Annotated in this window: 20 protein-coding genes; 12 read left to right on the forward strand and 8 right to left on the reverse strand. The window is 60.3% G+C overall.

Annotated features, from left to right (window positions below; translation table 11 throughout):
- Positions 1–44 precede the first annotated feature (44 nt).
- Positions 45–1670, reverse strand: coding sequence for a tetratricopeptide repeat-containing sulfotransferase family protein (locus tag BLO49_RS03520; RefSeq protein WP_170828188.1), 1626 nt, complete (start codon positions 1668–1670; stop codon positions 45–47).
- Between the two features lie 164 nt (positions 1671–1834).
- On the opposite strand from BLO49_RS03520, the gene BLO49_RS03525 reads away from it, so the two are divergent.
- The 3 genes from BLO49_RS03525 to BLO49_RS03535 all read left to right on the forward strand — a co-directional run bounded on the left by BLO49_RS03525 (position 1835) and on the right by BLO49_RS03535 (position 4361).
- Complete coding sequence (locus BLO49_RS03525) at positions 1835–2548, forward strand: response regulator (protein WP_090644234.1); 714 nt, start codon at positions 1835–1837, stop codon at positions 2546–2548.
- Between the two features lie 81 nt (positions 2549–2629).
- On the forward strand, positions 2630–3925 hold the full coding sequence (locus tag BLO49_RS03530) for an ATP-binding protein (protein WP_170828235.1): 1296 nt from the start codon (positions 2630–2632) through the stop codon (positions 3923–3925).
- A 55-nt stretch (positions 3926–3980) separates the two neighbouring features.
- Positions 3981–4361: a hypothetical protein gene (locus BLO49_RS03535; RefSeq protein ID WP_139159610.1), complete on the forward strand. Its 381-nt coding sequence runs from the start codon at positions 3981–3983 to the stop codon at positions 4359–4361.
- 13 nt (positions 4362–4374) lie between these two features.
- Here the strand turns inward: BLO49_RS03535 and BLO49_RS03540 are convergent, their stop codons facing one another.
- The gene (locus BLO49_RS03540) at positions 4375–6000 is read right to left on the reverse strand and encodes an NAD(P)/FAD-dependent oxidoreductase (protein WP_090644241.1); all 1626 of its coding nucleotides are present in this window, start codon (positions 5998–6000) and stop codon (positions 4375–4377) included.
- 94 nt (positions 6001–6094) lie between these two features.
- Positions 6095–8662, reverse strand: coding sequence for a TonB-dependent receptor (locus BLO49_RS03545; protein WP_090644243.1), 2568 nt, complete (start codon positions 8660–8662; stop codon positions 6095–6097).
- Positions 8663–8868: 206 nt separating this feature from the next.
- Between BLO49_RS03545 and BLO49_RS03550 the strand changes: the two genes are divergently transcribed.
- Positions 8869–9867, forward strand: coding sequence for a phytase (locus tag BLO49_RS03550; protein ID WP_245678840.1), 999 nt, complete (start codon positions 8869–8871; stop codon positions 9865–9867).
- Positions 9868–9916: 49 nt separating this feature from the next.
- On the opposite strand, the gene proC is transcribed toward BLO49_RS03550, so the two are convergent.
- The 3 genes from proC to BLO49_RS03565 all read right to left on the reverse strand — a co-directional run bounded on the left by proC (position 9917) and on the right by BLO49_RS03565 (position 11654).
- A complete protein-coding gene (gene proC, locus BLO49_RS03555) occupies positions 9917–10720 on the reverse strand; it encodes a pyrroline-5-carboxylate reductase (RefSeq protein ID WP_090644247.1) in 804 nt (267 codons plus the stop codon).
- Positions 10721–10825: 105 nt separating this feature from the next.
- Positions 10826–11371 (reverse strand): type III secretion system chaperone family protein, encoded by a 546-nt coding sequence (locus BLO49_RS03560; protein WP_090644250.1) that lies wholly within the window; start codon positions 11369–11371, stop codon positions 10826–10828.
- Between the two features lie 19 nt (positions 11372–11390).
- On the reverse strand, positions 11391–11654 hold the full coding sequence (locus BLO49_RS03565) for an accessory factor UbiK family protein (RefSeq protein ID WP_090644252.1): 264 nt from the start codon (positions 11652–11654) through the stop codon (positions 11391–11393).
- 235 nt (positions 11655–11889) lie between these two features.
- On the opposite strand from BLO49_RS03565, the gene lgt reads away from it, so the two are divergent.
- The 3 genes from lgt to pgeF all read left to right on the forward strand — a co-directional run bounded on the left by lgt (position 11890) and on the right by pgeF (position 14806).
- On the forward strand, positions 11890–12795 hold the full coding sequence (lgt, locus tag BLO49_RS03570; protein WP_245678903.1) for a prolipoprotein diacylglyceryl transferase: 906 nt from the start codon (positions 11890–11892) through the stop codon (positions 12793–12795).
- Positions 12788–13864 (forward strand): class I SAM-dependent methyltransferase, encoded by a 1077-nt coding sequence (locus tag BLO49_RS03575; RefSeq protein WP_090644254.1) that lies wholly within the window; start codon positions 12788–12790, stop codon positions 13862–13864. The genes lgt and BLO49_RS03575 overlap by 8 nt, the downstream gene beginning before the upstream one ends.
- A gap of 162 nt (positions 13865–14026) precedes the next feature.
- The gene (pgeF, locus tag BLO49_RS03580; RefSeq protein WP_090644257.1) at positions 14027–14806 is read left to right on the forward strand and encodes a peptidoglycan editing factor PgeF; all 780 of its coding nucleotides are present in this window, start codon (positions 14027–14029) and stop codon (positions 14804–14806) included.
- Here the strand turns inward: pgeF and BLO49_RS03585 are convergent, their stop codons facing one another.
- Positions 14807–15619, reverse strand: a complete 813-nt coding sequence (locus tag BLO49_RS03585; RefSeq protein ID WP_090644259.1) for a hypothetical protein — start codon at positions 15617–15619, stop codon at positions 14807–14809.
- A gap of 215 nt (positions 15620–15834) precedes the next feature.
- On the opposite strand from BLO49_RS03585, the gene BLO49_RS03590 reads away from it, so the two are divergent.
- From BLO49_RS03590 to ychF, 5 genes are all read left to right on the forward strand, one after another.
- Positions 15835–16770, forward strand: a complete 936-nt coding sequence (locus tag BLO49_RS03590; RefSeq protein ID WP_090644262.1) for a ribose-phosphate pyrophosphokinase — start codon at positions 15835–15837, stop codon at positions 16768–16770.
- A 362-nt stretch (positions 16771–17132) separates the two neighbouring features.
- Positions 17133–18416, forward strand: a complete 1284-nt coding sequence (locus tag BLO49_RS03595; RefSeq protein WP_090644264.1) for a hypothetical protein — start codon at positions 17133–17135, stop codon at positions 18414–18416.
- A 171-nt stretch (positions 18417–18587) separates the two neighbouring features.
- Positions 18588–19196 carry a 50S ribosomal protein L25/general stress protein Ctc gene (locus BLO49_RS03600; protein WP_090644266.1) on the forward strand — a complete coding sequence of 203 codons (609 nt, stop codon included), beginning with the start codon at positions 18588–18590 and terminating at the stop codon, positions 19194–19196.
- Between the two features lie 139 nt (positions 19197–19335).
- Positions 19336–19968, forward strand: a complete 633-nt coding sequence (gene pth, locus BLO49_RS03605; RefSeq protein ID WP_090646068.1) for an aminoacyl-tRNA hydrolase — start codon at positions 19336–19338, stop codon at positions 19966–19968.
- Positions 19969–20035: 67 nt separating this feature from the next.
- Entirely contained in the window at positions 20036–21148 is a 1113-nt protein-coding gene (gene ychF / locus BLO49_RS03610; RefSeq protein WP_090644269.1) for a redox-regulated ATPase YchF, read from the forward strand.
- A 267-nt stretch (positions 21149–21415) separates the two neighbouring features.
- Here the strand turns inward: ychF and BLO49_RS03615 are convergent, their stop codons facing one another.
- Positions 21416–22264, reverse strand: a complete 849-nt coding sequence (locus BLO49_RS03615) for a cytochrome c1 (RefSeq protein WP_245678841.1) — start codon at positions 22262–22264, stop codon at positions 21416–21418.
- Positions 22265–22271: the final 7 nt, after the last annotated feature.

The following is a 22271-nucleotide window of genomic DNA, read 5'->3' on the forward strand; positions in this document are numbered from 1 at the left end:
TTTTACAGCCTCTCAAAAACGGCTACGGCCAGGCTTACCTAAGGTTACCAGCCGGCGGGCGCATCCGGATAAGCGTTCAAGACCGGTCCGAGCGCCTGTTTTAGGGGGGCAAGCCAGGAATCGTATCCTTGCCAGCCTTCCGTCCCCTCGCGGAAGATTGGCCGGCGCACCTGTTCGCTGGAAGCTGTGCGCACGGCCCGTTCGGTTTCATGAAAACGCAGACAGGCATCTTCAAATTCGAGCCTGCAGGCGGCCAGCAGCGCCCTGACCTCGGTTTCGGTGTCATCAACCATGCGTTCATAAAGGACGCGATGGACACGTCCCGGCAGGACGGTATCGACATGGTGCATCAACCGGACATAGTCGGCGTAGTAGCGGCCCATGTCATCGAGACTGTAGGTAAATGCCTGCCCCTTGGCGAAATGCTGCTTGAAGTTCGAGACACAACAGCCGAGCGGATGCCGGCGCGCATCGATGATGATGGCGTTCGGCAGGATCAGATGGATAAAGGGCACATGCGCCCAGTTATTCGGCAGCTTATCGATAAACAGTGGCCGTTCCGTCCGCCGCTGAACCCGCGTCCGCGACAGATAGCTTTCACCAAGCGCGCGCAGGCGTTCCGCAGATAGCCCGGCGATGCGTGCCGGATAATCGCCGCCGTCACGCGCCAGGGCCGGAATATCCGGCAGTTCCGATGTGCCTTCGACCTGGCTGTGGCTGGAGAGAATTTGCTCAACCAGTGTGGAGCCGGCGCGCGGCATCCCCAGGATAAAGATCGGGTCGCGCGCGTCACATCCCTGCCCGGCCCGTTCGGCAAAGAATTCAGGCGTAAACAGGGCCAGGCTGCGATCGACAAAAGCGCTGGTTTCGTCTGCATCATAGTCTATGGCCTGACGACGCAGGGCATTTCCGGCGGCATAATGGGCAAAGGCGGTTTCATATGCCTTCTGGTCTTCGCGCGCCTTGCCCAGCGCGAAATCGAGGTGAAAACGGTCTTCATCACGCAGGCCCGGCTGCACCAGCGCCGCTTCCATGACGGTCATATCGCTTTCGCTAAAACGCACTGTCTTGAGATTGGCCAGGCTCCACCACACCTCGCCAAGCGTTGGCGTCAGCGCCAAGGCTTCACGATAGGCAGCAATACCCTCGTCCTGCCGTCCCACGGTCTTGAGCATATGTCCCAGGCTCATCCACACCTTCGGCTGGTTCGGCGCCTTTTCCAGCACGCTTTGATAGAGGCCGATGGCTTCGTCGAAACCGCCGATCTTGCTGAGCGCCGCCGCCTTGAGATTGTTCAGCCCCAGGTTTTCGCTGCCTGCATCGATCAGCAGGTCCAGTTCGGCAATGGCCTCCGGCGCCCGATGCTGCTTGTAAAGAACGCTGGCCAGATTGGCGCGCGCAGCCCCGAAGCCCGGCGCCAGTTCCAGCGCACGGCGCAGCAGCGTCTCGGAATCGCGGTAACGACCGATCCGCGCGGCGACCTCAGCCAGCATACGGATGGCCGCCACATCGAAAGGATCCTGCTTGAGGTGACGGCGTAACAGAGGTTCGGCGACTTCCAGCCGGTTATCATAAAGCGCCAGGGCCGCGTTCATCACATCGGCATTTTGCAATCCCTGCCGGATAGATATCTGTTCAGGGCTTGTGGAATTTTCAGGACTGGGGCTCATTCAGGGATTTGTTCAATACAAAAAGCGGCTTGTAAACCGAAATATAGGCGCCACCGAGGGATTCAACTTATAGCCATCTTTACAAACTTCAACGAATAGTGATCAGCTAAACGTGACGCATCTGTTTAAAGTCCGCTTACAGATAAACAGAAAGACATGATGATATGAGCCTGGCCGCAGGGCAATCCACACCCCAGAACGACGCGACCACCCGTCACCTGCTGGTGGTCGATGACGATGACCGCATCCGTACCCTGTTGAAGGAATTCCTGAGCCGGCAGGGTTTCCGCGTCACCGCCGCCGCCCATGCCGACGCCGCAAAGCGGATGCTGCAACTGCTCGATTTCGACCTGCTGATCCTCGATGTCATGATGCCCGGCGAAGATGGCTTCTCACTGTCGAAATGGGTGCGCGCCAATTCCAACGTGCCGATCCTCATCCTGACCGCGCGCGGCCTGCCCGATGACCGCATCATGGGACTTTCGATCGGCGCCGACGATTATCTGTCCAAACCGTTCGAGCCACAGGAACTGCTGCTGCGCATCGAAGCCATCCTGCGCCGCACCGGCGTCAAGCCCGCCCTGCCGAAATCGATCAATATGGGCCCGTTCAGCTTCGACCTGGAGCGCTCGGAACTGAGCAAGAACGGCACGCTGGTTCGTCTGACCGAAGCTGAATCGCAACTGCTGAAATACCTGGCCGAGCGCGCCAATGTGCCGGTCGACCGCATGGACCTGGCCAAGGACAGCGTCGACACCACCGGCCGCGCCGTTGATGTCCAGGTCACCCGCCTGCGCCGCAAGATCGAGCAGGATCCCAAGAACCCCCGCTATCTGCAAACCGTGCGCGGCAAGGGGTATATGCTGGCCCCGGACTAGACCTTGGCCTCCCCCAAGCGCAAATTGCCGAAGATCAAGTTCTGGCCCACCGTCCTGAAGCGCAATTTCCCGCGCACCCTGATGGCGCGCGTCCTGCTGATCATCGTCCTGCCGATTGCCATCATGCAGATCGCCATCACCTGGGTGTTTTTCGACAAGCACTGGGAAACGGTCACGGCCAAACTTTCGGAGGGCCTGGCCGGCGACATCGCCTGGGCCGTGCGCGCCTATGAGGCCAACCCCACCGAAGCCAATCTCGAGCAGATCAACGACCAGGCTGAGAAAAGCATGCAGTTGTCGATCAGCCTGCGCAAGGGCGACAAGCTGCCGCTCAACCGCCGGGAATCGATCTTCATCGCCCTCAACCGCACCATAGACAAGGCGCTGGGCGATCAACTCGAAGAGGTCTACTGGTTCGATACCACGCGTTATCCCGGCTATGTTGATATCCGTGTGCAAGTCAAGGCAGGCGTGCTGCGCTTTATCGTTCCCAAGGACCGCGCCTTCGCCACCACCGGCTATATTTTCATCTTCTGGATGCTGGGCGCCACCATCATCCTGACCACCATCGCCATGCTGTTCATCCGCAACCAGGTGCGCGCCATCGAGCGTCTGAGCCAGGCCGCCGAACGCTTCGGCCGCGGCGAGGAAGATGTCGGCTTCAAGCCCTATGGCGCCACCGAGGTGCGCGCCGCCGCCGAAGCCTTCCTCAAGATGAAGGCGCGCATCCAGCGCCAGATCGAGCAACGCACCACCCTGCTGGCCTCGGTCAGCCACGACCTGCGCACCCCCCTGACCCGCCTCAAGCTGGAATTGGCCATGGGTGAACAGGACGAGGCCAATACGCGGATGAAACAGGATGTCTCCGAGATGGCCTATATGATCGACGAATACCTGGCCTTTGCCCGCGGGGAAATGGCCGAGAATACCGATAGCGTGTCGGTCCGCGCCCTTATGGATGCCGTCACCGACAGCGTGGCCCGCGCCGGCCACAGGCTGCAAACCGAACGCCTGGCCGAGGATCTGCGCGTCAATATCCGCGAAATGGCGGTGCAACGCGCCCTGACCAACCTGGTGATGAACGGTTTCCATTACGGCAAGCATGTCCGTTTCCATGCCGAGGTTACGCCTGGCGAAAAGCTGTTTCTGATTATCGATGACGACGGCCCCGGCATCGCGCCGGAAAAGCGCGAGGAAGCCTTCAAGCCGTTCTCAAGGCTGGATGAGTCGCGCAACCAGAACATCAAAGGCGTGGGCCTGGGCCTAGCTATTGCGCGGGATATCGTGCGCAGCCATGGCGGCGAACTGACGCTCGACACAAGTCCGCAAGGCGGTCTGCGCGCGGTGATCAGTCTGCCGGTATCTCAACTCTCCTGATGTCATAACACGGTCACCTTCCGTGTTTAGACCAGCCGTTAGGGGGGGGATGAAAATGAAGAAACGCCTGATCTGGTGGCTGCCCTGTGTCACCCTCGTTCTGTCAGTGTTCTATCTCATGACGGCAAGGGTCTATCTTGAGGGCTCGCTCGGTGAAAGTTACATCATGCTTAAGCCATTCCCCTCCATCGAAACCGACATTGGTGGTGGAGAAGACGGGGCCTGGGCACGGGCGCACCCTGGTCAGCCGACGCCTTGGTGGCAAAAGGAAGACTCAGTCAAACTCTTATGGTGCGGAGACTGGGAAATGCCTAAATTCTGGCCGTTGATATACAGTTACGGCGCTTTCCTGCCACCGGTGCTGTGGTTGGCATTCGCTATCGTCCTGCTGAAACATTTGATCAGAAAGCCGCTCAGCCTTAATCCGGCCCCTTGAAGCACTCAGATATTCAGGCCACTTCCACCAGTTCGCGCGCCACGGCTTCGGCGATCTTGATACCGTCGATAGCGGCCGACAGGATGCCGCCGGCATAGCCTGCGCCCTCCCCCGCCGGATAAAGCCCTTGCGTATTCAGGCTTTGCAGATCCTTACCACGCGTGATGCGGATGGGCGACGAGGTGCGCGTCTCCACGCCGGTCAGCATGGCGTCTGGGTGGTCATAGCGCTTGATCTGCCGTCCGAAGACCGGCAGGGCCTCGCGCATCGCTTCGATAACGAACGCCGGCAGGCACTGATCGAGGTTGGTCAGGTGGACGCCCGGCTTGTAGGACGGCAGCACCTCGCCAAATTCGGTGGACGCGCGACCGGCGAGGAAATCGCCAACCTTTTGCCCCGGCGCCTGATAGGTCGAGCCACCCGCCATAAAGGCCTGCGCTTCAAGCTTGCGCTGCAATTCAATCCCCGCCAGCGGATGGCCGGGATAGTCGCGCTCCGGATCGATACCGACGACAAAGCCAGCATTGGCGTTGAATTCCTTGCGGGAATACTGGCTCATGCCGTTGGTGACCACGCGGCCGGGTTCGGACGCCGCCGCCACCACGCGCCCGCCGGGGCACATGCAGAAGCTGTAAACCGTGCGGTCGTTCTTGCAGTGGTGCGACAGGCTATAGGCCGCCGCGCCCAAGTCCGGATGGCCGGCGCAATCGCCGAAGCGCGCCATGTCGATCCACGATTGCGGGTGCTCGATACGCACGCCGATGGAAAACGGCTTGGCCTCGATAAAGACGCCGCGATCGTACAGCATCTCGAAGGTATCGCGGGCGCTGTGACCGACCGCCAGCACCACCTGATCGGCTTCGAGATAACCGCCATCATGCAGGTGCAAGCCGCGCACCTGACGCGTGCCGTCCGGTGCCGTCTCGATATCGATATCGGTTACGCGGGTCTGCCAGCGATATTCACCGCCCAGGTCTTCAATGGTCTGGCGCATGTGCTCGACCATCGAGACCAGCCGGAAGGTGCCGATATGCGGATGGGCCTCAGTCAGGATTTCCGGCGGCGCCCCGGCCTTGACGAACTCGGTCAGTACCTTGCGGCCGAGATGGCGCGGATCCTTGACCTGGCTGTAGAGCTTGCCGTCCGAGAACGTCCCCGCCCCGCCTTCACCGAACTGGACATTGGACTCCGGGTTCAGTTCGCTCCGGCGCCACAGCCCCCAGGTGTCTTTCGTGCGTTCGCGCACCACCTTGCCGCGCTCCAGGATGATGGGTTTCAACCCCATCTGGGCCAGGATCAGCGCCGCGAATAAGCCGCACGGTCCGGCACCAATCACCACCGGGCGGCGCTTTTGGCTAACCGCCGGCGCGTGGCCAATAAAACGGTATTCGGTATCCGGCGTCGGCCTGACAGACGGATCACCGGCCAGCCTTTCCAGAACGGCGGCTTCATCCTTCAGCACCATGTCCACCGAATAGATCAGCAGGATAGCCGACTTCTTACGCGCGTCATTGGCCCTTCGCGCGATCTCGAACGACACCAGTTCATCAGGCGTAATGCCCAGGCGTTCGCAGATAGCCGCAGGCAGGGCCTCGGGCGCATGATCGAGCGGCAGTTTCAATTCGGTGATACGAAGCATGGCCGTGCTTTACCGGCAATGCCTCCGCCACGCAACCGCGGACAAAAAAAGCCCCGCGCATGGCGGGGCTTCAGTTGAGCACAGGTTTAATACTTTAGAACTTCGCGGCGACCCCGACAGCCCAGGTCTTGCCGTAAACTTCGTTTTCGACCAGTTGGTTTGACGAGCCGATATAACGGCGCCAGGCGGCATCGTTCAGGTTCTTGCCCTGGACGAAGACCTGCCAGTTCTTGTTGAGCGCGTAACCGACCTTGACGTCGATGCGACCACGCCCGGCGGTGTAGATGTCGGTGGCTGTATCTTCACCCAGGGTATCGAGGAACTTGGAACGATACGAATAGGCGATACGAGCCGTCCAGTTATACTTCTCGTAAGTCAGTTCAGCGGTGCCGGTCAGGTCGGACGTATAGATCAGGCTGACCTTGTCGCTGCGGCCCGGCGCACCGTCCGCCTGAGACTTCTGCGAGGTGACATTGAACGAGGTGCCCAGACCGTCAAACGGCGACGGCAGCATGTCATACTGCATGACGTAGTTGAATTCGACACCCGAAACGGTCGCCTTTTTCAGGTTCTTTGGCTGGCTGACGCTGATGTTGGCATAGGTCACGCCGCCCACAGTCAGGTCGCCCGTGTATCCGGTCGTGAAGATCGGATCGTCGATGCTCTTATAGAAGGCCGAGACCGAGATCACACCGTGCTTGCCAAAATAGTACTCGTAGCCGGCATCGAGATTAACCGACCGGAGCGGATTCAGGTCCGGATTGCCAAGCTCGGCTTCTTCATCGCCCTTGCTGATATTGGCGTGCGGCGCCAGGTCGACATAGTTCGGACGGCCGATCGAGGTCGTGGCGGCAAAGCGCACCAGCGAGTTCGAATTGAAATCGTAACGACCGACCACCGACGGGAACAGGTCGGTATAGTCTTTCTTGCCGAAGCTGTTGAAGTCCATGTCGATCGACGAATCCTCGTCGAACGCCTTGGCTTTGGAGCTATTCTGGGTGTGCTCAATGCGCAGGCCCGGTGTGACGGTCAGGTTGCCAGCCTTGATAGTGGCTTGCGCATAGCCGGCGCTGACCGTTTCGCTGACGTCATAATCGTCCGCCAGTTCTCCGACCAGTGTATCGGGCTGAACCAGATTGGCGTCCGTTAATACGCCGTTTGCCTCGGCATAATCCAGGGAAGACAGGAAGTCGACGGTTGGTCCGAAGTTATACTTGCCATCATAAAGTGTAGCGCCTGTGTAGGACTGGAAGTTGTTCAGAGTCATACCCGCGCCCGACACGTCGTACAGACGGTAATTGACGTCGGAACGCTTGTGACGCTTGGCATATTTCGCCCCGAACTTGAAGGTGGTGTCACCACCAAACAGGCTTGTGGGCAAGGTGTAGTTAACCGATGCCTGGTTCAGGATTTCACGATAATGATCGGCTTCCAGTTCAGCCTCATCAGCCTTAAAATTCGAGGCGTCGTAAACCTTGGCGCCCGGATCGACCGTGAAGAGTTCATCGGACAGATCATAGGTGCCGCTGGCGTCTTTTTTGCCGGACACATAGGCAAAGTTGTAGCGCGGATCGTCATCCTTGATAGCGGTCGAATTGGTGATGTCAGCATCCAGCTTGCCCTGGCCCAACGTAAACTCACCGCCGAAGCTGACCGTCGAGATATGCTCATCTTCGAAACGGTACTTGGCATCGCGCTTGGCGGCCTTGGTGCTGGCAAAGGTGCCGGTGTCGTCGCCCGTTGCGGTCTGGCCCGCCAGCTTGACGCCAAACTGCTGGCGCTGCTCCATGTCAGTGAAGTGCGAGAACAGGGTATGCGCATAGAGATGCACATCGTCATTCGGCCTGTAGTCGAAATTGACGGCGGCCCCTTGCCGATTGCGGATCACATAATAATCTCGCAGTTTCCAGTCGGACGGCACGATTTGCGTGCCCGACTTGTCGTCGCCCCAGCTTTCCGAGCCCTGGAGGTTGTCGGACGCCTGCGGACGACGCGAGGCGTTGAGCGCGACCACGACGCCGAACTGCTTGTTATCGCCGAAACGCGTACCGGCCGAAATGTCCGTGTCGTAAGAGGTCTTGTCATTCAGGTCGATGTGGCCGGCGGTATAGCGGGCGGTCAGGAAGGGCTTCCTGCGATCGAAGGCGGTCAGGGTCTTGACGTTCACGGCACCGGCGATAGCGTTGGCATCGTACTCGGCCGTCTGGTTCTTGATCACTTCGACCGAACCAATCAGGCCGGTCGGAATGGTGTCGACCTTCACTTCGCGCGTGTCGGTTTCTGGGGCGGCAGCGTCCTGACCGTTGATGCGAACGGCAGCCAGGGCCGGATCGAGACCACGGATAATGACATACCGCCCCTCGCCCTGATCGTCATCGACCGTAACGCCCGGCATACGTTGGACCGCTTCACCAACGTTCTGATCCGGCAGCTTACCGGCGTCATTGGCGGTGACGACTTCCTTCTTGATCTGCGAATTGTGTTGCTGCTCCAGCGCCTCGCGCTCGGCGGCGCGGTGGCCGAAGACCACAACCTCGATCGGCGCCTCAGCGGCTGCCGCAGCCGTTGTCACGGTTTCCTGCGCCTGCGTCTGGCCGGCGGAAAGGGTGAATGCCAGAGGCGCCACGGCGGCGCCGGCAAGCAAATATTTCATTTTCGACATTAATAGCCCCACAATTTTAAAAATTTACAGTTTAATTTCTGCAAATTTTGGTATTACCCGGATGTGATCGCTATTAAGGACAGCAGATGATGAATTTCAGAACGTTTTACAACAGATTTATGACAACAAACTTAGCATTTATAAGTGTTGCTTGTTTATCATCATGCGCGCCTTTACATAGTGAATTGATTTCAGATTCTAAACTGATGCCACACGGGACTGGCACCCCGGTCATGGCGGCCGCCGAAACACAGGCAGTGGCCACAAAAGCGCTCGACAGCGCCGACGATCCCGAAGTCTGGGTCGATGCCAGGGATTCCCGCCGCGCCCTGATCTATGCCACCGACAAGAAGGCCGGGCTTTATGTCTATGACCTGGCTGGCAAACAGGTGCAGTTCCTGCCCGTAGGCCCCATGAACAATGTCGACCTGCGCAGCGGCCTGGCGATTGATGGTCTGCCGGAAACGGTGATTGCCGCCTCTGATCGTGTAAAGGGCGGCGCGGCCCTGTTCAGGCTTGATCTGGCAACCTTGCAAACGACTTTCTGGGGTTTCGTGCCCATGCCAACCAGCGAGGCTTACGGCTTCTGCATGGGCGTCACCAGGGACAACCAGCTTACCTTTGTCATGGTCGGCAAGGATGGCGACGTGACGCAATCGGTCATCACCACTGAGAACGGCCAGCCCCAGGCCCGTATCGTCAGGCGATTCGCCGTCGGCACTCAGTCGGAAGGCTGCGTGGTCGATGACGCCACAGGCCGCCTCTATATCGCCGAGGAAAACGTCGCCCTGTGGCAATATGGGCTTGATCCGGCGAGCGGCACGGCGCGCACGGCCGTGGAAACCCTGCCCTCGCAAAAGCTGGTGGCCGATATCGAGGGCCTGACCCTGCTGCGCGAGGGCGCGCACACCTTCCTGATCGCCTCTTCACAAGGCGATTCCGCCTTTGCGGTCTGGCGCGTCGAAGGCGAAACGCCAGCCTATCAGGGGCGCTTCTCGGTCTATGCCGGCAATGGCATAGACGCCGTCACCGGCACGGACGGTGTGGCGGCGCTGGGGGGGCAGGTCGGCCCCTACGGCAAGGGCGTCGTGGTTATGCAGGACGATTCCGACACCGATGGCGAAACGCCGGCCACCGCCCGCCAGCGCCAGAACTTCAAGATCGTTGACTGGAACGAGATCGTGAAGGCCCTGAAAATGCAATAAGAAGAAATACAATCGAAAAAGGCGGCTGCGTCATGCTGCCGCCTTTTTCCTATCCCAACTCCCTGGAGCGTTTGTGGGCCGCATCGACCGACGCCAGGATCAGTTCGTCCAGTCCCTCACCCGGCTTGCACAAAATATTGAGGGCCGCTTCCGTCGTCCCGCCTGGAGAGGCCACTTTTTTGATCAGGGCTTCCGGGTCTTCGCCGGTTTCATCGAGCAGGCGCGCTGCCGAAATCAGCGTGCCGCGCGCCAGATCGCGGGCGTGGCTGTATGACAGGCCATTGGCCCGGCCCGCCTTTTCCAGCGCCCGCACGAAGGCATAGACATAGGCCGGCCCCGAACCGGAAACGGCGGTCGCCGAATTGATCTGGTCCTCGTCGGCCAGTTCGACCGTCTGGGCCATGGGGGCGAACAGGCCGCGCGCCGCGTCCATGCCCGCCACCGTGTCGGCATAGAGGCTGGCCACGCCCTTGCCGGTGGCCACGCCGGTGGTCGGCATGACGCGCGCCGTCGGATGGCCGGCAAACGCCTGCTTGAGCTGGGTAGTCGTCACCCCGGCCATGACCGAGACAATGACGGCAGCCTTGTCGATATTGCCATTGAGGATCTGCGCCACGGCGTGCCAGCCCTGCGGCTTGACGGCCAGGATGATGGTTTTAGCGGAGTGCCAGATTTCGGGCAGTGGATTTAGCTTCGCGCCATCAGCGGCATAGGCTTGCGCTTCTTCACCCGGCTTCAGATCGAGGATCATCACATCGGACGGCGTAACATGGCCCTGAACGCGAAAGCCCTTGAGGATCGAGGAGCCGAGCGCCCCGGCGCCCACAAGAAGGATCGGTTTAGCGAGACTCATTTTTTGGATATCCTCAGACTGATGCGTCCGTTTTTAATAGGTTTGACGGCTCACTGGCGCAAGTGCCCGCCGGGCCGCTAAGTGATGAATTCAGGCCTCGCGCCTCTAAGCTTCACCCTTGGTCTCGAACAGGCAGGCAGCAAAGGCATCTGAGGCTGTGCTGACGCCCTTGAACCAGAAATCGAAAGCCGGGAAGAAACGGTCCACCGCTTCGGCGGCGCTGTTGATCATATGGGCGCTGGCCATGACCGAAGCGCGTTCCAGCGGATTGAGGGCCACTGTATGACGGAAGATGACATCATAAACGCCCTGACCGTCCGCGGCTTCCGTATCGCGGAACACCTCGAAGTGACCGAACCAGACGTGCGAATTGACCAGGCACAGCAGTTCATAAAGCCCGCCCAGGCGATTTTCCGCCAGGGGCACGCCCACACCGCTCTCGACATCGAGCGAGCAGCACAGTTGCAGGCATTCGCCTTCCGGCCGCCACGAAAACCACATTTCGTAGGTTCGCCAGTCACCGGCGAGCGCGAAACCAAGATCGCCTTCCGGCGTGCGCTCGAATTCCAGCCCTTCCTCGGTCAGGATGGACTCCACCATATCGAGTGGATCGAACGGGGCATCGCTGTCGAGGGTTTGGGGGGTATTCATGTAAACTCGTCTGTAAAAATTAGTCTTGCGGCACTTCGGTGTCCGGCTTCACGCCCTTGCCCTTCGGCTTGACCGACAAGGCCGCGACCGCCGCGCGCAGCTCAGCCACTTCGGCCCGCAGCGCATCCAGCTCATCGCGGCGCACCAGGTCCATGTCGGCAACGAAGCGATCGCCCTGGGCACGGAAGGCCGCCTTGGCCTCCTCACCGGCGGCCTGGGCCAGCGACATGGCGCCCGTGGTCATCTTGGCCAGTTCGTCGAGGAAGGGATTTTGGCTTTGCATCGCGGGCACTCCGAAGAAATAAGACGCTGTCTATATAGGCGCTTATCTCATTTCCGACAAACTTTTCATGATTCTGGCGATACCGCTTCTCTTTTGTGGCGACGAGTCACAGCAGAGTTGTTAATAGGCAATCATTATGCGCTCAGAGGCCGCGCAGGCTCCTCGCATATGCTCGGACGGGCACCTGCCCTTGCCGAAGTCGATGACTTCGGAAACATTTGGAGATGACATGCCCTTGAACATGCCGAATATCGATCCGGTTCTTCTCCATCTGGGGCCGCTGGAAATTCGCTGGTATGCCCTCGCCTATATTGCCGGCATTGTCTGCGGCTGGCTCTATATCGCGGCGCTGATAAAGAAGGAAAGTCTCTGGGCGCCGCGCCGCGCGCCGGTCAGCAGTACGCAGCTTGATGACCTGATCCTGTGGATCACCCTCGGCATCATCATTGGCGGCCGCGTCGGCTATATCCTCTTCTATGATGCCTCGATCATCTGGAAACAGCCGCTGGAAGTCTTCATGATCCAGCATGGCGGCATGTCGTTCCACGGCGGCTTCACCGGTGTGGCGGTGGCCACCATACTCTATTGCCGCGCCCAGAAATTTTCCCTGCCGCGAATGCTCAACCTCGGCGACCTGCTGGCCTGCGCCGCGCCGATCGGCCTGTTCTTCGGCCGTCTCGCCAACTTCATCAATGGCGAACTGTGGGGCCGCGTTACCCATGTGCCGTGGGGCATGGTTTTCTGCAACCAGTATATCGAGAAGCAGTATAACGACATCTGCCCGGCCGGTCTGGAACCCCGCCATCCCAGCCAGCTTTATGAAGCGCTCGGCGAAGGTTTGCTGCTGTTCATCCTGTTGTGGGTTCTGGCGAGCGTCTATCGCAAGTTCAACCGTCCCGGCCTGATCATGGGCACCTTCATTGCTGGTTACGGCCTTATCCGCATCCTGCTGGAAAATGTCCGCGAACCTGACGCGCAGATGCTGCCCTTCTTCAAGAACATCATCACAATGGGACAATCGCTTTCCCTGGTCATGGTGGCGGTCGGCGGCTTCCTGATCTGGCGCGCCCTCAAAACGCCCGTGCCTGAGCCCGAAGCCGAGCCTGAAGCGCCTGTCGAGACCACCGATCTTGATGGCTAGTTCACTGAAAGACCGGTTGATCGAGCAGATCACGCTTGAGGGCCCGATGCCGGTGGATGCCTATATGGCCCGCTGTCTGCTCGATCCGATCGACGGCTACTACACAAAACACGCCACCCTCGGTGCGGACGGCGATTTCATCACCGCGCCGCTGGTATCGCAGATGTTCGGTGAGATGCTCGGCGTCTGGGTGGCACAGACCTGGCTGTCGATGGGATCGCCCTCGCCTTTCCGGCTCGTCGAGATCGGCGGGGGCGACGGCACCCTGATGAGCGATATCCTGCGCGTCGCCGAACGTGTGCCCGGCCTGCGCGAAGCCGTTCGAGTCACGATGGTCGAAATTTCCCCACACCTGCGCGCCCTGCAAGGCCAAAAAGTGCCGGACGCCGCCTTCTTGTCCTCTCTGGATGGTGTGGCCGAAGACCTGCCGGTCATTGTGATCGCCAACGAATTGCTCGACTGTTTGCCGGCGCGGCAATTCATCCGTACCGAGACCGGTTGGTTCGAGCGCTGCGTCGGCCTGCAGGACGGTGCGCTCGCCTTTGGGCTTGTCCCGGCAGGTCAGGACTTTGTCCCGCCCTTCGATGCTGCCATCGGCGATCTGGTGGAAATATCGCTCGCTCAGACCCGGCTGGCCGAAAACCTGGCCCTGCTGATCAAAAAGACCAGCGGCGCTGCACTGCTGATCGATTACGGACGTGATCGCCCTGGACCTGGGGATACATTGCAGGCGCTTTACCGGCACCAAAAGCACGACCAGCTTGAAGCGCCCGGTGCGCATGACCTGACAGTCTGGGCCGATTTCCCGGCGGTCGCGGGGACGGCAGCGAGGACTGGCGTCACCGTCAGCTCCATCGTTACCCAGCGCGATTTTCTGGCACGCCTCGGCATCGACGCCCGTCACGCGGCGCTCCGTGAACGCAATCGTGATCAGGCCGAAAGACTCCAGCGCCAGTACGACCGGCTCATGGCGCCGGACCAGATGGGCACGCTATTCAAGGTGCTTGGCCTGGCATTCCCGGACAGCGTTAACCTCTTCGCGCTTGAAGCGAACGAGACCGCCCTGTAGGATAAAAACAGGCGCAAAAAGAGCCTTTTAAATCGCCGGCGGACACAAAACCGCCGCAGCCGTCCGCCTTGATGACGGCGCCAAACACAGACATTCCCAAGCTTAAGTCGCGGCCCTAAGGCTTTGCGATTATGGCTCTTTTTACAGTAACAGGTTTTTCTTATGTCCTTGCTGCCTTCGCGTATCCTGCACCCGCTTCTCGATCTCGCCCAGATTCAACACGGCTTCTTCACCCGTCATGGCGGCGTATCGCAGGACCTCTATGGCAGCCTCAATCTCGGCCTCGGCTCAAAGGACGATCAGGACGCCGTGATGGAAAACCGTCGGCGCGTGGCTTCGTCGTTCGGCCGTCCGGAAAACTATCTGCTCAGCCTTTATCAGGTCCATTCCGCTATCGCGCTCAAGGTCAATGAACCCTTCACCGGCGAACGCCCCGAAGCCGATGGCCTGGTGACCGCCCGCGCCGGCATTGTTCTTTCCGCACTCTCCGCCGATTGCGCGCCGATCCTGTTCTGCGATCCGCAAAGCCGCGTGGTCGGATCGTGTCATGCCGGCTGGAAGGGCGCGCTCGGCGGCGTTATCGAGGCCACGCTCAAGGCCATGGCCCAGCAGGGCGCCAAGACGGACCGCATCCGCGCCGTTATCGGCCCGTGCATCCAGCAGGCGTCCTATGAGGTCAGCGCCGATTACGAAGCGACCTTCGTGAAGGAAGACCCGGAATCGAAAGCCTTCTTCATTCAGGCCAATGACCTCGACAAGCGGATGTTCGATCTGCCCGGCTACTGCCTGATGCGCCTGAAGCGCGCCGGCTGCGCAGAAACAGCCTCCACCGGCCACGACACCTGCGCCGACGCGGCCCAGTTCTATTCCAACCGCCGCGCCGTCAAGACCGGCGAGCCGGATTACGGCCGTCTGATCTCGTGCATCATGATCCGGGCCTGATCAGCGCTTGACGGTGCAACTGGTGCGCTGCGGATCGACGATGTGGACATCGCGCGCATCCCGGTTCTCGTCGCGCTCGAAATAGACCGCCGGCTGGCCCGATTTGTCGGGCTGGAGGTGACCGATTGCGCCGGCGAACTGGCCGCTGGTCAGGCGGATCGTGTCGCCTGGGCCGCGCACCCATTTGCCGGATGTATTCGCGGTCGTATAAGTGCCCTGCGGACTGAGTTGCAGAAAGCCCATGTTGGAGTAACGCAGTTCGTAGTGGTAGTCCTGTCCGGCCACGACGCCGCCCATGCGCTCCATCCAGGCACAGGTCAGCCGGCCTTTCGGCACAATGCCAGCCTTCGGCACGGCGCCCGGCGCCTTGAAGGCCAGTGCGCCAGAGACATAGCCGCTAACCGAATAGACTTCACCGGTCGGGATGAAGGCATTGAGATAACCGCCGATGCCGTTTGATGTACATGGCCCCGACAGTTCAACATGGGTCCGGTCCTGCTCCGAATAAAAAACGCATCGGCTGTTTTCGAGGTAAGACCGGTTGGCGATCAGGGGCAGGCTTACCGTCTGTCCCTGGATCACGACCGTCGAACTGCCGGTGAACCGACCGGCCTTGAGAACCGCCGTGACCGACCAGGTGCCCAGCGGACGACCGTCACGATCCGTCAGGACACCATTGCCGGTGACCGCACCCATATTGGCGGTAACCGGCATGCCCGGTGACGGTTGCGGCACAGCGGCCATAGCCGGCAAGGCGGCAAGACAGATGGCGCCCCAGAAGGCGGCCGAGGTATAAAGGTATGATTTGCGCATGGAATCCTCCCCCTTGATTATCCGATATCTAATCCACAAACCGCCCCCCGCAACAAGTCCAGAACCCGCAATCCGCCTCCCTCTCAGTGAGGCCCTTCGCAGAGACCCGCAATTTTTAACTATTTACGACGTTTAGGTCTTGAACCGCCGCTTTCACCTGCTAAAAGCCGCGTCATATGACCAATCCCCACAAAGCAGCTACGGGAAAGCCCACCATGAAATTGCTCTCCGCCAATTCCAACCGGACTCTGGCCCAGAATATCGGTGATTATCTCGACATGCCGCTGTGCAAGGCGCGCGTTCAGCGCTTTGCCGACAACGAAATATTCGTCACCATCGATGAGAACGTCCGCGGCGAGGACGTCTTCGTCATCCAGTCGACCAGTTTCCCGGCCAATGACAACCTGATGGAACTGCTGATCTGCATTGACGCCCTGACCCGCGCCTCGGCCAAGCGCATCACTGCCGTGATCCCCTATTTCGGCTATGCTCGCCAGGACCGCAAGACCGGCGGTCGTACGCCTATCTCGGCCAAGCTGGTCGCCAACCTGATCACCCGCGCCGGCGCCCACCGCGTGCTGACCATGGACCTGCACGCCGGCCAGATTCAGGGGTTCTTCGATATCCCGACCGACAACCTGGTCGCCATCCCCTTCATGGCCAAGGATATCCAGGCCAATTACAAGAATTCGGCCGACCTGATGATCGTATCGCCCGATGTCGGCGGCGTGGTCCGCGCCCGCGCCCTGGCTGATCGCCTCGGCGGCGACCTGGCAATTGTCGACAAGCGCCGCCCGCGCGCCGGCGAGTCCGAAGTCATGAACATCATCGGTGACGTCACCGGCCGCGACTGCATCCTGTTCGATGATATTGTCGATTCTGGCGGCACCCTGGTCAATGCGGCCAAGGCGATCCTGGAACGCGGCGCCACCTCGGTTTCCGCCTATATCAGCCACGGCGTGCTTTCGGGCGAGGCCATCAACCGCGTCGACAAGTCCGTCCTTAAGGAATTAGTGATCACCGACTCGATCGAGGCCCCGGAAGCCATCCGCAATCATCCGAAGGTCCGCATTGTCGGCGTGGCCCCGCTGATCGGCGAAGCGATCCGGCGCATCGCCAACGAAGAATCCGTATCGAAACTGTTCGACTGATGCGTCGGATCGTTTGTTAGGCTTCTTGGCCGCCGCATCGCCAACGAAGAATCCGTCTCCAAGCTGTTCGACTAGGCCAGCGGCTCACGAAAACTTTTCGTGACAAGTCAAGTCTGAAATACCGCACAATTAACCTGACAGGCCATTGTTTTTATTAAATAATGCCGCATTTCCCTTGCGCCATCATTAACCCTTTAAGTTGCGCCACGTCATAATTTCGGCGTTTTTGCTGTTGAACACTGCGCCATACGCGCTAAGCCTTTCTGAGGGGGCTTTGGCGCCTTCGTCACACAATTTATATCCTTCGTCGCAGACCGGCATTTTCGGCTGCGAATACCTTGGACTCAAAGGGGAATGTACGTATGAAGCTGGCACTCACCAAGGGCTTTGGCACCAGCCTGATCGCCCTTAGCTTTGCCATAACCCTGGCCGGTACTCTGGCCGGCTGCGCAACTGATGCGCCACCGCCGGCACCGCCGCCACCGCCGCCGGCACCGGCTGGCCCGCCGGTCGCGCTCGCCAGCGAAATCTCCGATGCCGCCGCCGTCTACAAGGATTACATCGAGAAGGTCTCGGTCATGAGGGGCCAGTATGCCGACGGCGCCGCCATCCAGGCCCAGCTTGCCTCGGCTGAATCCTTCGAACCCAACCAACTGGCACACGGCGCTGTGGCCTATGCCGCCATTGTGGCCATGCAGGAACCCGCTTTCCGCTCCATAATGCGCACCTATGCCGCCAATGACACGACCCGCGCCGATATCAGGGCCAAGCTGATCGCCGATCCGGCTTATGCCGCGGTCATTCCCGGCGCCGATGCGGCCGCGCGCCGCGTCATCCTCGCGCTCAGCAGTGACGGCCAGTCCGTCTACAAGGCCGGGGCCGGCGTCAAACAGGCGGCCTATGACATTCAGCATGAAAAGTGGTCGAAGGAATTCGTGGCCGACCGCGATGGCCGCCTGGCCCTCGCCAAGGCCAATTCCGTGACCCTCGCCAGCGTGCAGTCAGACGACAGCGCCCGGTTACTGGCGGCCGCCCTTTCCGGCCAGGGCCTCGTCACCAGCGCCGATACAGGCCAATCCACCGGCCAGAGCACGGTTCAGGTCGGCCTGCCGGTTCAGGCTACGCAAGCCACCCCGATAAACGGCGGTAACCCGGCCATGATCCCCGATGCGGGCACCGCCCCTGTGCCCGCCGAAGCCAGCGCGACTTCGGCCGCGACCAGCGTCTTCGATCGCCCCGACCTGTTCAACCAGCCCTATACCCAGGCGGTGAACCGCGCCCTGACGATCGCCGCCCTGGCCCTGCTTGGCGAAGGCGGCGAAACCAACCTGCCGACCCTTACCAGCCTGCTTGATGACGGCGATGGCCAGCGCTGCCTGCAGATGAGCAAGCTCAACCTCTATCAGTGCCTGGCCGTGGCCAAGCCGCATTATGAGGATGTGTTCTGTGTCGGCCAGCACGTCCTGATGGATACCGGCCAGTGCCTGGGCAAGATGTCGAGCAATGCGCTCAGCTTCGCGCCGGTCACCCGCGTCGGGTTCAAGGCGGACGGCACCTCGGCCTATGCCGATCCGAAGCCCTACCTCAAGCCGGCGCCGGTGAAGAAGGCAGCAAAGAAGAAGGTGGCGACCAAGAAGAAAAAGTAGTTTTTGGCGCTTGATTAAAGGTCGAAGGCGGCATGTCCCGGATGGGCGTGCCGCCTTTTTTCCTTGCGACGGTTGCGTCCGGCGGCTTTGTCGTGTATCGGGATCGCCTCCAGAAATTCGGACTGCCGGGCCAATTGTGGTACCGGCATATTTCTATTGAGGTTTATGGCTATGGCCGACATTATTCTTGACGTTGAAGTACGTGAGCGCACCGGCAGCGGTGGCGCGCGTGAAATCCGCAATGCCGGCAAGTTGCCAGGCATTCTTTATGGTGGTGACAAGGCGCCCGTGCCGATCGCGGTCAACCTGAACGCCTTCCGCAAGGCGCTGGCCACCGGCAAGCTCAACGGTCACCTAGTGACCCTGAAGTACGGCAAGGAAACCCAGAAGGTCATCGCCAAGTCGATCGACTTTCACCCGGTCACCGATGTGCCGATCCACTTCGACCTGTACCGGGTCGATGAACATGCCGAAATCAAGATTTCGGTGCCGGTTCACTTCAAGAACCACGAACTGTCGCCCGGCCTGAAGAAGGGCGCTGCCCTGAACATCGCCATCCACGAACTGGAAATCCTGGTTCCGGCCGACCACATCCCGGAAGACATCATCGTTGACCTCACCGGCCTTGAAATCGGCCAGAGCGTCCACGTCTCCGACCTGAAGCTGCCTTCGGACGTCAAGGCGCATGTCGCCGCCGGCGAAGTTGTCGCCTCGATCACCGCTTCGGGCGCGTCGAAGAGCGAAGACGCGGCGGAAGCCGCTGCCGCCTCGGAAGGCTAATGGGGTTTGGGGGCTGTGCCCCCAAAATCTTCTTCTATTCAATAAAAAAGCCTCGCCCTTTTCGGGCGGGGCTTTTTTATTGACAAGGGAAAGGCTTGGGGGCACAGCCCCCAAACCCCATTAGTTTTCGGAGATGCCCGTGTATCTGATCGTTGGCCTTGGCAATCCCGGTGCACAATACGCGAAGAACCGCCACAATATCGGCTTCATGATGATCGACGAACTGATCCGCAGTCCCGCTTTCGGTCCGGAAAAGAAAAATTTTGACGGCATCACCTCCGACGGCCAGATCGAGACGGCAAAGGGCATGGAAAAAGTGCTGGCCCTTAAGCCGCAGACCTTCATGAACCTCTCCGGCCAGAGCGTGCAGAAGGCTATGCAGTTCTACAAGATCAAGCTGGAACGCGTGATCGTTTTCCACGATGAACTGGATCTCGCGCCCGGCCGCCTGCGCATGAAACTCGGCGGCGGCCATGCCGGCCATAATGGCTTGCGCTCGATCATGGCCAATATCGGCCCCAACTTCATGCGCGGTCGCATGGGCATCGGCCATCCCGGCGCCAAGGAAGATGTGCTGCATTGGGTGCTGGGTGATTTCGGCAAGTCGGACCAGGCATGGGTCAATGCCATGAACGACGCCTGCGTCCGCGCCCTGCCCGTGCTGCTCTCCGGTCTGCCCGACGCCGCCGAGCGCTACACCACCGAGGTGATGCGCCTGGCCCCGGCGCCCAAACTGGATACGCGGCAGTTGAATGCACAAAAGGACGGCTAGGACTGGTGCCATTACGAAAAATGCTTTAGGGAACAGCGCAATTTCCGTTTTCTGAAAAGCTTTTTCCATGGCCCTTAAAGTCGCTATCGTTGGTCTGCCCAATGTCGGCAAGTCCACCCTGTTCAACGCCCTGACCCAGACGGCTTCGGCCCAGGCCGCCAACTACCCGTTCTGCACCATCGAGCCCAACACCGGCGATGTGGCCGTCCCGGAACCGCGCCTTGAGGTGCTGGCGAAGATTGTCGGCTCGAAGGAAATCATCCCCGCGCGCATGAACTTCGTCGATATCGCCGGCCTCGTGCGTGGCGCCTCCAAAGGCGAAGGCCTCGGCAACCAATTCCTGGCCAATATCCGTGACTGTGACGCGGTCGCCTTCGTGGCCCGCTGCTTCGTCAACACCGACATCACCCACGTCGAGGGCCGCATCGATCCGATCAGCGACCTGGAAATCATCGAAACCGAGTTGATGCTGGCCGATCTGGAATCGCTGGAAAAGCGCCTGCCGAATCTGGAAAAGCGCGCCAAATCCGGCGGCGACAAGGAAGCCGCCCTCACCGTCTCGCTGATCAATGCCGCGCTGGAAGAACTGCGCAACGGCCGTCCGGCCCGCGTAGCCTTTGAGAAGGGCAAGATCAGCAAGGAAGACACCAAGGCCTGGGAGATGCTGCAACTCTTAACTTCCAAGCCCGCCCTCTACGTCTGCAATGTCGAGGAAGACGCCGCCGCCACCGGCAACGAACTCTCCACGAAAGTGGCCGAACGAGCCAAGGCCGACCATGCCAACAGCGTTGTCATCTCGGCGCAGATCGAGTCGGAAATCGCTCTTCTGGATGCCGACGAGCGCAAGGAGTTTCTGGAGACGCTCGGCCTGGAAGAACCCGGCCTGAACCGCCTGATCCGCGAAGCCTACAAGCTGCTGGGCCTGCAATCCTATTTCACGGTCGGCCCAAAGGAAGCCCGCGCCTGGACCATTCATGTCGGCGACACCGCCCCGCAGGCCGCCGGCGTCATCCATACGGATTTCGAGAAGGGCTTCATCCGCGCTGAAACCATCGCCTATGATGATTACGTCAAGTTCAACGGCGAAGCCGGCGCCAAGGAAGCCGGCAAGTTCCGTCAGGAAGGCAAGGAATACCTGGTCAAGGACGGCGATGTCCTGAACTTCCGGTTTAATGTGTAGGGGCTAAGCCCCCTCCGTCAGCGACACCGGCTCTTCGAGCCTCGCGCTGCCACCTCCCCCGTACGCTACGCTACAGGGGAGGAAAAAATGAAAAAGCCCGCCGGATGATCTCCGACGGGCTTTTATTTTGCTTCGTAACTCAGTCGGGATAACCCGCTGTGAGGCGGCGAAAAATGTTAGCTCGGGAGCACCGGAGCGGAGTGTACTTCAGTACATGAGCACCGGAGCGCAGCGAGATGACGTTTTGCAGCCCCTCACAGCGGGTTATCAGTGTTTGCCCCGCCAGACTTGCCGGTAAGCCGCATAGGTCACACCGGCCATCAGCAGCAGGAACAGGATGACCGACACGCCCATCTGCTTGCGCTCGGTGGCGTGCGGATCGCTGGCCCATTCGAGGAAGGCTGCCACATCCTGGGCTTCCTGTTTCAGGGTCGCCTTGGTGCCGTCGTCATAGGCCACCTTGTCATCCGCCAAGGGGGGCGGCATGGCTAGGACGCCGCCCAGCGGCACCTTGTGCGGGTCGCCCTTCCAGGAAGTCGCCAGCGCGCCGTGGACATAAGGGTTATAATGCTGGGTTGCCGCCACTTCCAGACCGGCCGGGGCCGGCTGGAATCCCGCCAGCATGGAGGCGACATAGTTGGCGCCGCCTTCCCGCGCCTTGGTAATCACCGAAAGATCGGGCGGAATAGCGCCGCTGTTGGAGGCCTTGGCCGCCTCTTCGTTCTTGAAAGGCGACGGGAAGCGATCCGAGGTCGTGGCCTTGCGGGTGATTTCGTCACCGGTATCCGGATCGATATCAGCGACATCGAATTCCGAAGCGATCTGCTTCACCACCGGGTTGTCGTTCGGGTTCTTGTACTTCGGATCGTAGAAGGGACCGCCCTTCTGGCCAAGATTACGGAACGACATCAGGTGCATCGAGTGACAGGCCGAGCAGACCTCACGATAGACCTTGTAGCCGCGCTGCAACTGCGCCTGGTCGAAGGTGCCAAACGGCCCCTCGAAGGTGAAGTGATGGTCCTCCGGCTCCTTGAAGCCTTCGCTGGCCATGGCGGCACCGGCGGTCAGGGAAACCACCAGGGCCAGACCGGCCGCAACCTTCAGGGTTTTCGTCATAAAGCTA

It is taken from the genome of Asticcacaulis taihuensis (genome assembly GCF_900100255.1).
Taxonomy (GTDB): Bacteria; Pseudomonadota; Alphaproteobacteria; order Caulobacterales; family Caulobacteraceae; genus Asticcacaulis; species Asticcacaulis taihuensis.

What these genes read in the sequence shown, in the direction of transcription:
- BLO49_RS03520 (WP_170828188.1), bottom strand. Translation starts at nt 1,670, where the DNA reads ATGAGCCCCAGTCCTGAAAATTCCACAAGCCCTGAACAGATATCTATC.
- BLO49_RS03525 (WP_090644234.1), top strand. Translation starts at nt 1,835, where the DNA reads ATGAGCCTGGCCGCAGGGCAATCCACACCCCAGAACGACGCGACCACC.
- BLO49_RS03530 (WP_170828235.1), top strand. Translation starts at nt 2,630, where the DNA reads ATGGCGCGCGTCCTGCTGATCATCGTCCTGCCGATTGCCATCATGCAG.
- BLO49_RS03535 (WP_139159610.1), top strand. Translation starts at nt 3,981, where the DNA reads ATGAAGAAACGCCTGATCTGGTGGCTGCCCTGTGTCACCCTCGTTCTG.
- BLO49_RS03540 (WP_090644241.1), bottom strand. Translation starts at nt 6,000, where the DNA reads ATGCTTCGTATCACCGAATTGAAACTGCCGCTCGATCATGCGCCCGAG.
- BLO49_RS03545 (WP_090644243.1), bottom strand. Translation starts at nt 8,662, where the DNA reads ATGTCGAAAATGAAATATTTGCTTGCCGGCGCCGCCGTGGCGCCTCTG.
- BLO49_RS03550 (WP_245678840.1), top strand. Translation starts at nt 8,869, where the DNA reads ATGCCACACGGGACTGGCACCCCGGTCATGGCGGCCGCCGAAACACAG.
- proC (WP_090644247.1), bottom strand. Translation starts at nt 10,720, where the DNA reads ATGAGTCTCGCTAAACCGATCCTTCTTGTGGGCGCCGGGGCGCTCGGC.
- BLO49_RS03560 (WP_090644250.1), bottom strand. Translation starts at nt 11,371, where the DNA reads ATGAATACCCCCCAAACCCTCGACAGCGATGCCCCGTTCGATCCACTC.
- BLO49_RS03565 (WP_090644252.1), bottom strand. Translation starts at nt 11,654, where the DNA reads ATGCAAAGCCAAAATCCCTTCCTCGACGAACTGGCCAAGATGACCACG.
- BLO49_RS03575 (WP_090644254.1), top strand. Translation starts at nt 12,788, where the DNA reads ATGGCTAGTTCACTGAAAGACCGGTTGATCGAGCAGATCACGCTTGAG.
- pgeF (WP_090644257.1), top strand. Translation starts at nt 14,027, where the DNA reads ATGTCCTTGCTGCCTTCGCGTATCCTGCACCCGCTTCTCGATCTCGCC.
- BLO49_RS03585 (WP_090644259.1), bottom strand. Translation starts at nt 15,619, where the DNA reads ATGCGCAAATCATACCTTTATACCTCGGCCGCCTTCTGGGGCGCCATC.
- BLO49_RS03590 (WP_090644262.1), top strand. Translation starts at nt 15,835, where the DNA reads ATGAAATTGCTCTCCGCCAATTCCAACCGGACTCTGGCCCAGAATATC.
- BLO49_RS03595 (WP_090644264.1), top strand. Translation starts at nt 17,133, where the DNA reads ATGAAGCTGGCACTCACCAAGGGCTTTGGCACCAGCCTGATCGCCCTT.
- BLO49_RS03600 (WP_090644266.1), top strand. Translation starts at nt 18,588, where the DNA reads ATGGCCGACATTATTCTTGACGTTGAAGTACGTGAGCGCACCGGCAGC.
- ychF (WP_090644269.1), top strand. Translation starts at nt 20,036, where the DNA reads ATGGCCCTTAAAGTCGCTATCGTTGGTCTGCCCAATGTCGGCAAGTCC.
- BLO49_RS03615 (WP_245678841.1), bottom strand. Translation starts at nt 22,264, where the DNA reads ATGACGAAAACCCTGAAGGTTGCGGCCGGTCTGGCCCTGGTGGTTTCC.